This window comes from Photorhabdus sp. RM322S (assembly GCF_042879395.1).
GTDB classification, from domain to species: Bacteria; Pseudomonadota; Gammaproteobacteria; order Enterobacterales; family Enterobacteriaceae; genus Photorhabdus; species Photorhabdus khanii.
In genome coordinates, this window is sequence record NZ_JBHFKW010000019.1 from 55507 (window position 1) to 67918 (window position 12412).

8 protein-coding genes are annotated in these 12412 nt (G+C 38.0%); all 8 read right to left on the reverse strand.

Annotated features, from left to right (window positions below):
* Positions 1–9: 9 nt before the first annotated feature.
* Positions 10–1041, reverse strand: coding sequence for a type 2 isopentenyl-diphosphate Delta-isomerase (gene fni / locus ACGF63_RS12885; RefSeq protein ID WP_152963974.1), 1032 nt, complete (start codon positions 1039–1041; stop codon positions 10–12).
* Positions 1013–1966, reverse strand: coding sequence for a polyprenyl synthetase family protein (locus tag ACGF63_RS12890; protein WP_152963973.1), 954 nt, complete (start codon positions 1964–1966; stop codon positions 1013–1015). The genes fni and ACGF63_RS12890 overlap by 29 nt, the downstream gene beginning before the upstream one ends.
* A gap of 77 nt (positions 1967–2043) precedes the next feature.
* Positions 2044–3477: a carotenoid oxygenase family protein gene (locus tag ACGF63_RS12895; RefSeq protein WP_387631262.1), complete on the reverse strand. Its 1434-nt coding sequence runs from the start codon at positions 3475–3477 to the stop codon at positions 2044–2046.
* Between the two features lie 458 nt (positions 3478–3935).
* On the reverse strand, positions 3936–5045 hold the full coding sequence (locus ACGF63_RS12900) for an S-(hydroxymethyl)glutathione dehydrogenase/class III alcohol dehydrogenase (protein ID WP_152963971.1): 1110 nt from the start codon (positions 5043–5045) through the stop codon (positions 3936–3938).
* Between the two features lie 96 nt (positions 5046–5141).
* A complete protein-coding gene (locus ACGF63_RS12905) occupies positions 5142–5474 on the reverse strand; it encodes a hypothetical protein (protein WP_036846697.1) in 333 nt (110 codons plus the stop codon).
* Between the two features lie 575 nt (positions 5475–6049).
* Complete coding sequence (locus ACGF63_RS12910) at positions 6050–7870, reverse strand: hypothetical protein (protein ID WP_387631265.1); 1821 nt, start codon at positions 7868–7870, stop codon at positions 6050–6052.
* Entirely contained in the window at positions 7867–10392 is a 2526-nt protein-coding gene (locus ACGF63_RS12915; RefSeq protein ID WP_036846695.1) for an AAA family ATPase, read from the reverse strand. Before ACGF63_RS12915 ends, ACGF63_RS12910 begins: the two co-directional genes overlap by 4 nt.
* A gap of 239 nt (positions 10393–10631) precedes the next feature.
* The gene (gene eptB / locus ACGF63_RS12920; protein ID WP_036846692.1) at positions 10632–12296 is read right to left on the reverse strand and encodes a kdo(2)-lipid A phosphoethanolamine 7''-transferase; all 1665 of its coding nucleotides are present in this window, start codon (positions 12294–12296) and stop codon (positions 10632–10634) included.
* Positions 12297–12412 lie beyond the last annotated feature (116 nt).

Consider the following 12412-nt stretch of genomic DNA (forward strand, 5'->3'; position numbering starts at 1 on the left):
CGGAAAAACTCATGTTGGTAGCAGAATAGCTGTACGCAGCGCCGCAATATCGGCGCTTCCTGTGCAAAAGCAGGCGACTTTTATCTGCTCAATAATTAATTGGAAGTGTTCTATAACTGCATCTGTGGAGAGGGCTGCACTATGTATGACGGCAGCGGCCTGGCCGACCAATTGTGCCCCCATGCAATAAGCTTTGGCAGCATCAACACCATTTCTGATGCCGCCAGAGGCGATCAGTGGCATGTTTGGAAGTGCCCCGCGTATTTCACGCAGTGCTGTCGTGGTCGGAATTCCCCAGTCAGCAAATGCCATGGCCAGTGCGTGGTGATACGGTGTGGATGCGCGTTCAGCTTCAACCGCTGCCCAACTGGTTCCTCCAGCCCCGGCTATATCCAGCATACTGACTCCCGCTTCTGCCAATTGGTGTGCTACAGGAAGCGATAAACCTGAACCTACTTCTTTAACAATTATGGGAACCCCAAGTTTTGCTACGAGTTGTTCAATAGCATATAGAACATGGCACCAGTTACGGTCTCCCCCCTGTTGCAGCGCCTCCTGTAGCGGATTTAGATGGATAATTAGAGCATCGGCTTCAATCATCTGTACTGCTCGCAGAGCATAATTAAACCCGTGCTCGCCACGAATTTGGGCTGCCCCGAGATTAGCGAAAAGGAGAATATCAGGAGCTATCTGACGTAGTGAGCGATTAAGCCCATCATTTGCTTCATTTTCAAGAGCAACACGCTGTGACCCGACCCCCATTGAAATTCCCAGTACTTGAGCTGCCTCTGCAAGATGGTGATTAATCGCATGAGCACGATGAACCCCTCCAGTCATAGAGCTTATGAGCAGTGGTGCTTGCAAAGTTTTTCCAAAGAGGGAACACTTAAGATCTATACTGTCCAGATCCAATTCTGGCAGAGCACAATGCTGAAATCGCCACTCAGCAAACCCCGTTTTTACCTGGGTCTCAGTTTGAGGGGAGTGGAATATAATATCCAGATGCTCATTTTTACGCTGAGTGTGATCGATCTTTTTCATTTTTTTTGGGCCAAGGTTGAAATTCATTAAACATCGCAATATTTTTATCAAACCAGCGTCGTATAAAATATCGTGAGGCTGAATGCCTGCGACACACTACCGCCAAATATTTATCAATGTATCTGATGTGCCTGCGTAAATGTTCATGTACTTTAGATTTTCCGAGCAGAGTCACCATTGTTAACTTTTCCTTATCCTGATACATATCTTTCCCTGTATTATTCAGATCATCGCTCAAGTCATCCAGTAATTGAAACGCCTGCCCCAAATGTTGTGATACATGACGCAATGCCTGACGAATTATATCAGGTGCATTCACAGCAATTGCCGCTAACTGAAGTGTTGCGTCGAAAAGCAAACCGGTTTTTAAATCGTTGGTGGCCGCAATGGCATGATAATTACCAGTACATAATGTATTGTTCAGATCGCGAAATTGTCCTTGGACAAGACCGTTTAAACCAATTGCATGAGAAAGTATGGCGACAGAAGCAGATTTATCGTATTCAGAAAGGTTTGTTTCTACAATGAGGCCAAAAGCCCGGCTCAACAAGGCTACAGCCGCCAGGATCGCGACACTTTCACCATACTGCCGATGAATAGCTGGGCGTCCGCGCCGATGTTCAGCATTATCCATACAGGGAAGATCGTCTAAAATTAATGAGGCTGCATGCACTATTTCAATTGCAGATGCCAGCTGTAGAAAGTCAGTCTTCCAGGGGTTTTCTCCAAGATCCAGGACTATGAGCAGCAATAAGAGGGGGCGGATACGTTTTCCAGATACCAGTGTACTTGCTCGCATGGCTGCGCAGACTTTGTCATCCGGGGCTTCTGAAGGAAGTATCCGTTCCAGGTGCTGTTGTAGTGCACTCTGTAACTCCAGTAATGTCTCTTCGTAATTCATAGCTTGTGCAGTACTAACGTTCATAAGTATTTCCCGAATCACGTAAATAATTTCACTAAGCCATTTGAAAGACAATGATAAGCTTACTATTACTACAGGTTTCAGGTTTCTAGCATAACTTCATTTATCCAGCAGTGATGCATTCCCATTGGAATATGGTGCGGCAAACGTAATCTGCACACCATTGAGAGATCATCAGCATTCAAAATCACGACATCTGTACAGTGCAATTTTGCGACATAAACCTTAAAAATAAGCCAACCATCATCTTCTTTAACAGAATCCTTTTTGGCTACAAAAACAGGCTCTTCAGGCAAATCATTATCAAAACAGTGACTTATTACACTCCTATCAACAAAATCAAATTTAATTATTGATCTCCCTTCACTTTCAGTGTCCCCCCAGCAAACGAACCAGGCATATCTGTGCTTTCTGCTACAAACTATAGGGTTTATGGCTGGAAAATCGGTGTTCCCCCTGAATAAAATTTCTTTATCAACATTCCCGGATGCAGTGCATAAAGTAAAACGACAAAGCTCTGAACTATTATTTTTAAATATATTTTGTGTAAATACTGGGAATGACCGCCAAAATGAGGCATCAAAAATCACATTTCCATCAGCATCTTCATAGCCATTTGCGAAATGAAAAACAAATCCAGGAACTGCATCATAGAATTTAGCATCATGGCTTTCTCTTGAAATTAAAAGGACTTGGCCCTTCTCATTTTCACGTGAATTCATAGATGCAAGGATGCTTTCATTGCCAATTATATTTCTCAACTTAAGATTTATATGCGGCCCACCTAAAAAAAACAAAAAATAATTCTTTGTCATTATAAAATCGTGAATTAATTGCCTTTTCTTAAGCGGAATGTTGAGTATGACAGTCATGTCACCGGCACTGTCTATTTTGTATAGTGTCAACTTAGTTCGAATACCATATGTCACACCAAATCCATATAAATTATCATCATCTGGTATTTTTTTAGGATGTGCGGTAAAGGGTACTTCACGAAGGTTTAGTTTGGGAAGAAAAGAAAATCGTGCTCTTAGCTTTCCAAAAAAATCATATCTTGAAATTGTTTCAAGAGTTACCGGATTAATTAAATGTGGCATCCCTCCTTCCCACAACGCCAGAAGTTTATGAGAATGATACACAATATTTGTATTTGCCGGATTTTTAATAATAAAAAACCTCATCCTGAGTTTTAGTTTTCTGGGGATGGTTCCAACTGAGCGATATAGTAACCTTTGAGCTTCTTCCTCTCTTAAGTATTCCTTTGTTAACACATGTCTGTTTCTATAGAATATCCCATTATCACTGAACGTTACTTTAAATATCATCCCATCCCCATCAAATGGATGATTATAATATTCGTCTCCCCTGTGCAGGCGACCGGGACCAATTCTAAAGAAAGTACCTTTTAACTCTGAAGGAACTTCCCCTTCAACAGGAACTAATTTTGAATCAAGTTCCTCCAACTGAGATTGAAAGGGATTAAGATGGTTTTTCGAGAATACAAAATCGCTCAAGTCTTCACCTCTATATTTCCAACCGAATAATAAGTAATGATTTAATACCGGGGCTCTACAATAAGATATAACTATATTAAAATAACAGTACTGTGCTGAAGATGAACAGTACTATTTTTTTTCAAATGGATTTTTATAACTGAAATCACAAAAAAGAATCTTGCTATGAACAACAACACACCTTTTGTACGAGCGTGGTGATAGGCACAACAACTTTCTGATGTTCAGTCTGAGGAGGAAGATAGACAGCAAAAGTCATGGTGCAGCCAAGTATGGCTGATTCGTGCTGATAAAACATCCTGCCATCCCCAAAATAAGCGTGGCGTTCAATCCTCTCTATTCTTTTTCCTCTCTGTAAAACCTACGGATTCATTCATTTTACGGTGAACCCGGCCAGCGTTTTCTGTTTTGTTAAAAACCGTCTGTCACAGCACGGTTTTTAACTCCCGCAAAACAACTTAGTAATGGATGACTGTACGAATAGATTTTCCTTCATGCATCAGCTCGAAGGCTTCATTGATGCGCTCGAGCGGTAAGGTGTGAGTAACAAAAGGTTTTAATTCAATTTTACCTTTCATTGCTTCTTCCACCATGTCAGGCAATTGACTGCGGCCTTTAACGCCACCAAAGGCGGTGCCTCGCCACGAACGGCCGGTGACCAGTTGGAATGGTCGGGTTGCGATTTCTTGTCCTGCACCCGCCACCCCAATAATCACTGATTGCCCCCAGCCACGGTGTGCACTTTCGAGCGCGGCACGCATAACATTGACATTACCAATACACTCGAAAGTATGATCCACTCCCCACTCCGTCATTTCGATGATGACCTGCTGAATAGGCTTGTTGTAATCATTCGGGTTCAGGCAGTCGGTTGCGCCGAACTGTCTGGCCAGCTCAAATTTTGCTGGATTTGTATCGATGGCGATGCTCCTGCCCGCTTTTGCCTGACGAGCTCCCTGGAGTACAGCAAGGCCAATGCCGCCGAGCCCAAAGACGGCGACAGAGTCACCAGGTTGCACTTTAGCGGTATTGTGCACTGCACCGATGCCGGTTGTGACACCACAGCCCAGCAAGCACACTTCTTCATGGTTTGCTTCCGGGTTGATTTTTGCCAGTGATACTTCGGCCACGACTGTGTATTCGCTGAATGTGGAACATCCCATATAGTGGTAAATAGGCTGTCCTTGGTAGGAAAAACGGGTTGTGCCATCCGGCATTACACCTTTCCCTTGAGTTGCTCGTACGGCCACACACAGGTTGGTTTTTTCGGATTTGCAGAACAGGCACTCTCCGCATTCTGCGGTATAAAGAGGGATAACGTGGTCACCGGGTTTGACGCTGGTGACGCCTTCTCCAACTTCAACGACTACGCCTGCGCCTTCATGCCCGAGTACGGCAGGAAAAATGCCTTCCGGATCATCCCCTGACAGGCTAAAGGCATCTGTATGACACACACCGGTATGGCTGATTTTGATCAGCACTTCACCGGCTTGGGGTGGGGCAACATCGATTTCAACGATTTCAAGGGGGCGGCCCGGCCCGAATGCAACAGCGGCTCGTGATTTCATATTTCTCCTTAATGCATAACCGCTCTAGGATTTACCGTAGGCAGAAAAAGTAAAGCTTTAGCTTATAAGGCCCTGCTTTTGCAGGACCTATATGTATTACTGTATAACATCGATCAAGCCAAGATCATTATTTAATGTTGTACCACTGATCATATAGTTGGCAATTGCTTGATTTCCTTTTTCGTATAAAAAAACTTGATGAGCTTCATTATCACGCCCCCATACTACAAACACATGCATATAAACTGTCGCTCCATCAGGAACCCCAAGATCGCCTGGATCAATAGTCTTTGTTACTCCAAGAGTAATATCATCACTTTGTTTACTTAGAAATTTTTCACCGTTGGCATCAATATAACTAAATTGGATTCTAGCAACAAATCCGCCTGAGTTTTTAAGGCTCATTTGCCCAATCTTTTGATATTCCATAATAATTTCCTCTTAAGAAAAGTATTGATAACATTTAGATATTCAACTACACAAATCGTCCAAGATTTATAAATAAAAATAAATCTTAGTAGGTGAAAATAAATAACATCTTAAAACAACCAGGGCAAATAAATATTATATGTGTTTTTGGAGTGACAGAGTTATCATGATAAACATCAAGAATATATGTTTTTTTTGTTTTTATTTTTTTGAGATATTTAATATAGTTGCTGTTTTTTCTTTGAAATATAATCCGGTGAGATATCTGTTTTTTTATTATATAATAACACTTTTACTGTTTTTATATTGTTCTTATAATTATCTTATATTGTTTTGATTGAGAATAATTTCAATTTATAATGTTTTCTTGTTGAGTGATTAAAATTAAATTTTAATCCAAAAAATAAATATTTGTTTCCTGGATGCTTTCCTAATCAGCGTGGAATACTTCATTATCTGTAAACATAAGATCATAGTAACAAGAATATAAGGATTTAATTAAAATAAAATTTTTATATTATTAATGTCTGTTATATCATTGTAATTATTTTATTAAATCCATTATTTTAACGAAATTAGGACTTATTCTTTTTATCCATAATTTCTTTAAGTGCAATAAAGTGTTCGATTAATATATTCTTTTCATTAGGTTTAACTGAAATAGCAATTGATTGTGGTAAAACTGGAAACTGACCATTGATACAATGCTGTGGAGCAACTGATCTAACAACGGTTTCTTCAGAATTGTGTGCGAATAGAATAAAAAGCATTTTTACCGGAGACATTCCTAATGCCATATTTTCATTAACCTGATGTATATTAAGTAAATATTTTCTTGTTAATTCATCAATATCATGTTCTTTTATTGTTTTTGCATCTTTATATTTTGCATCAAGTATTATAATTAGTGGGTTTTTCCAACTTTTTGAGTTTACTTTCATGATAAAATCAGGGCAAAAATGGTGTTTTCCGTATTTATTAGAATCAATGTTGTTACTCGTATTAACAAGATCTCCTTTTTTACTATGGGTGCTTAAAGGGAAAATTTTTGCTTCATAAAATAATTCAATATCGTAGTTTTCATTTTTAAATAAGAAATAATTATTAATTTCATTTGTTGGTCTTTCTATTTTTACGCCACCGAAAGGTAATTCTTCCGAATGAAGTCTATAATTCTGTTCAATAAGCTGAACTTTATAACTTTCTTGAATAATCTCATGTAATAAAATCAATACGGTAGTTTCATAAACTATTGAGAGGTTCTTTAATCCTGAAAAAAGTTCTTTGCCAATGAAAGAAGGTGTTGGCGCATGGTGATATTGCTCAATCAGATAAAAGGTTTTTCTGTAATGATTATGTTTAGCAACATAAGGTGTGACTTTAGGAACGATACCTATTGACGCTGTTGAGGGTATTTTTTTATTAAACAATAATCTTGTTTTTTCTAAAGTGCTAATTAAATTTTCAATTTTTTTGGCTTTTTTTATTAAGGCTAAATCTGCATATTTTGACATTGTATGGTTAAATTGGATAAATTCATTTGTTTCTAAAGATTGGATTTTATCTTTAGGAGAAATCAGTGATTCTTTAAACATCATCAGGAAGACATTAGCTTGTTTTAGAAAAGCGTGGATGACTTTGTTTTCGTAAATATCTGTATTCTCTTTTAGTGTTTCTTTAGGAAGTTCATTGAAAGAATATCCCCTGTTATTATAGAATATGTTGGCGTCTTCATTATTTGCAGGAGATAATTGGTCAAGATTGTATAATGCCCACATAATTGAATCTGGGCCGGTTGGCTGCCCTTGTTTTGATAGAATGAGTTTTGGTTCTAAAGCGTGCCTATGTTCTATAATAAATAAGGGCAAATGTTGCGTCAAATAATTAACTGTTTCTTTTATTATTTCTAATTTATTGAAGTTAAAAATATTATCTTCATCAAATGATGCAGTTTTTCTGCTTTTTGAAAAACAAATGGAAACAATATCCTCTAAGTTTTCGGTTAAATATTCTAGCATAATGTTTGCTAGGGTGGCATTTTCTCGTCTTGCCAAAATATCAAAGGTAACACTATATATAGGCGCATATTGGGTTCCTATATATAGAGAAACTTGGCTTTCCCCAAAAAAATTATAAAAATATCTTGAACGATGTGAATTTAGTGGTTCTATTGATGTATATATTTTTTCACTATTTTCATAGTGAGAAAAAATTAATTCCAGAGATGTATCTCCTATGATTATTATAGGAATGCCATTTTTCTCAATATCATCCTCCGATAAAGAAACTTGAAACAGAATATGATCTAATTCTGTAATTTTATATTTGTTGTTGATTCTGAGATCAACAACTTCTCCATCAGAAATTGAATTGATAAACATTTCCCAACGGATCATATATTGGCCCCATAACAAAACATATTTTGGTTTCCGGTGCTAATAATTCTTCTCAGCAGTTTATGTGAGCGTTCCATTTCGTCAGGTAAATTATCTAACAAGGTATTTAATCGATTACCAAAATTCTGTCCATAGCCGTTTAAGAGAGGTAATATATGTTGAGCTACAGCGTAATCTAATGCTTTGTATTTACTTTCGATATACATCATTGGGCCAGCCACATTATGGTATGAGCGAATAGCTTTTATTTTTCGATATGAAACAATAACGGGAGTTCCGAATTCTGGGTTATCATCACGTAAAGTTTCGATTATTAATTGCAGAATTCGCTCAATATCTGGTGTCATTTCTAAAGATCTTGGAAGGAAAATATCAATGAATTTATTTCCGGTAATTGGGGAAATGTTTAAATCTTTATGGGTATCTGATTTTACTACACTCAAATCATAGTCTTGTTCAAAATCATCAAAATTGATTATAGCAGCCCTGTCTAACAATCTGGGAGTAAGGGATTGAACAGATTCGTCTTGATTGATCGTGCCTAAAAAACGTAAATAGGTGGGTACCTGAAAATGTTGTTCCTCTGGATTACCGGTTAAAATTATTCGCTTAGACTCAGGATCGGCCATTTCAAGGAACGGGCTGAAGTAGTGTTCCGGTTGTGAAAGGTTAAACTCATCAAGTAAAACAATAGCCGGAGCGGCTGATTCAATTTTCTCTTTCATTTCGTAATGAAGGTGTCTAATTAAATCAAACAACCCAGTAGCGGAAGGTATAAAGGATTGGGATAAGGCATTATAGAAACCTAATACATCTCTTGATGAAGTCCAACCTCGCGCAACAGGAATATTTAATAAGCGATTTTGTAGCCCCAGGCTAGCTGCGAGTATTTTTGCCAGCGATGTTTTCCCTGTTCCCGGTAATCCGCTAAATAATGTAAACTGACATTGTGCTATTGTTGTCAGAATATTTGCAACGGTATAATAATCTGTTTTACGGCCTCGATTATTTAAAGCATCAAGGACGCTATTGATGAGATTTTCACGGGTATCTTCATCACTTTCAGTTGCTGAAATTTTCCTTGTTATGACATTATAATCCAATGAGCTAAATACTGCTTTTGGCTTTAAACCACATAAAGCATCCACATCGGGTTTAAGCTGAACTAACCGGCTGGTTAATACTTCATTACTTTCTCTCAGTTTTTTCGCAACATCTTCAACCTGCTCTTCCATCTGCCTTTTTCTGTCTCTATATCTGTCCCGTTCACGTTCCAGATCATCTATTTCATTTTTTAAGTCCTCGATTTTTTTAAAACGACTATGTTTTTCTTCTAAGACTTTGACTTCTGCGGTTAGAGTATCTAATTCTTTACGTCGGGAAGATAGTTTCTGTTCAATCTTATTTTTTTCTTCTGTCGTAATAGTGATTGTTGATATCTGGCCACCATTGAATTGAAATAGCTCTCTTGCTCGCAGCATTTTGCGGATATCAGCTTCTACTTGCTCTTTTTTATTGACTAATGCATTAAATGCTTGCTGCTGATTTAATTTATCTTCTTGTAATTTCTTTAAAAAAGATTGTTTCTCTTCCCGAAAATATTCTTCTTTATTCTCGTCGATATATTTTTTTAAAATTTCTCTTCCTTTATCAATTGAAAGAAAACTATCCATTAAATCTTTCCTGGTATTATCCCAATTTTCCGCCATTTCTAAATTTTGAAATAGCCTATTAAATCTTTCAGGGAAAGTTCTGAATTCTTGTGAGGAAGTATAGCATTTACGAATTTGTGCTATTGTTCCTTTGTTGAAGCTTCTTATTTCAGAATTTTGTGCAATTCTATTTCCATAGGTTGAAATGATTTGATCATTAGTTATATAATCGATGGTGTCATCTATGTTTTCAAATATTCTTTTTATATTACATAAGAAAGTCATATGTGAATGATTATTTTGTGATAAATATGCGATACATTTTTGGATGCCTATTTTTCCAATATGAAATTGCTGGATTTTATTTAATGGAGTACTTATGGGTTTTAAATGTAAAATATGTTGGTTTGTTGCTGGATCTATCTCATCAACATAATCGAAAGGCCCATAGATATAGCTGTTATCTTGGATTAAGATTGTTTTTGTTAAGGGTTTTTCTGTTAAAATAATAACTGCTTCGTTAACATCAGGAAATGGAAGATCGTAAACTTGGCAGGCTAAAAGCCCTTTGATGTCTTCGCAAAAGTTTGCTCTGGTGATATATTGGCAGTTCCCTTCTTTTTTTTCAAAGTTTGTTGGAACACATGTTGCTGCAAAAAGTGAGGAGCTGTACTTTTCGCGTAATTCGCTATACCCTGAAGTAACGAAAACCTGTTCAGTTTCACAAAATAAACTTTCTTTATTAATTGGTACAATTTCACCATTACTCAAAATCTCAAAATACACTCTGAGCTTCCCTAGTTGATCTTCTCTTTCGTAGGAATATCCTTTTTCTATAGTGCATAGTACTTTTCTTTCGTTTGTTTGCATCTTGTCTCTCGTTGGCTTAAGTCATGTCTGAAAATGAATCATAACATATCGTAAAATATATTCATCTATGATTTAATTTAGCTAGATATTTATAGAGTTCTTAGTTTTTCTATTGTTGAAAATATCTAACTACAATCGATAAAATGAATGACTATATTATTCATTGAAGTATAAAACGGAATAACCGAGTATTCATTTTGTAAGAAAGTGGCGATGTATTTTAGGACTGGAAATATCCCTCAATCACCGCACAGATTATTACTTGCCATAATTCCGCCGTCCGATGAGGTATAGCCGAGGCAGCCGAGAATGGTGTCATATAACTCAACATGGCGGTAGGCATTACCTGTTTTGGCCTGTGTTCTGAGGTTTTCAAAAGCCTGAGCATTATTTGGGGCATCTAGGAATTTATCTGATGCCCAAACTATCAATGGCACACGGAATTGTTCCGGTGGCGCTATATGACGTGGTGTGCCGTGTAGATGGGTATCATCGCTGATCGATTCGCCGTGGTCTGAGGTGTAAAATACCAGCGCTTTTTTATTCCGTACCTGGTCAATGACGTTTTTGATAAAGTAATCGGTGTATAAAATGCTGTTATCAAATGCGTTGATGAGCTGTGCTTTGCTACAGTTATCATCGACGTTCATGCATTCCGGCTGATATTTAGCAAAGTTGCGCGGATAACGTTGTGAATATAGATAGTGAGAACCTTTAGTATGCAAGATGACCAGATGTTTACCGCTTGGATGATGTTCCAGTGATTTTTTTAACTCATTAATCAACATCATATCGTCAACAGGCTTGCCATCGTTGCGGCTCTCAGAGGCGATCAGTTCACGAAAAGCAAAATTGTCCACTTCGGTCTTGTTATAAAACCAGACTTCACTTTGCATTGAGAAAAGTTCTGAGCTGAACCCTAATTTATGCATAACTGAGAATATGTTTTGTTCTTTCAGTGTGCGCTGGTCGTTATTTTTGGTGCCGCCTTCGCGTACAAACATACAGCGCAGGGAAAGTTTGGTGGCGGTGTCGCAGGATTCACCACGGAACGAGACCAGATTGGGTTCTTTGCTCAGAAGTGGGGTTGTATCGCGCTCATATCCCAATATTCCCATATGATCCCAACGCGCAGTTTCACCAATGATAAATATCACGTAGGTATCATTAATTCCTTGTGGAGCGACATAAGTGAACTTTTGTGTCGGATCAAACAGTTCATTCTGATTCAGATATTCATCTGTCGCAGTAGTAATATATAACCCAAGCGCAGTCAGCCAGTTAGAAGGTAAGTAAGAGTGTGCAACCACACCGCCATAGCTTGGCATATCGACATTATTGAGCACGTCGTTAGCTTTTTGCTGAGTGTTCATCCAGTCCAGCGGAACCCATACCAGTAATGCAGCCATTAGCATGATTGCCAGTGATTTTATTCGCTGGCCGGGCATTCGCAGTTGTTCAAGCAGAGTATTGTGCAAATTACCCGACCAGATAAGCAGTAATGGCAAGATACTGAGCAAAATTAGCCAGATGATAAAGTTGTAACCAACAACTTCAACGGATAAATCAATATCTGTAGTCAAGACTGAAGCAATAATGCCGTAGCCAATAACGACATTAAAGAAGGTCATGTAATAGCTGGCGGCAACCGAGAATAGAACTAATAAGCTGGCAGTAATACGGTAGAACCAGCGTCCGCCTAAAGAAAGAAGACGTAACAGAAAAAAGGTGAATAGAACAATGGCGAGAGCTTTAATGCTGCCGGTAACCAACTTAGAAGTGTGAATACCAACATGGGTCTCTTCAAAATGACGGTAAAAAACTGATAAATTGAGAAAAATACCGATATAGAGCGCCAGTAATAGCGCTTGTATGGGATGCGGCAGAGATTTTATTTTTTTCATTAGCTTGGGGAAACCTTAGTAAACTTAATTTGAGAAATGAGGCAAACCTGTAGATCATTCATTACTTAACGAATATTTGTGTCTATTTACAATTCTGGCTCCTTCATTTTTTTCCA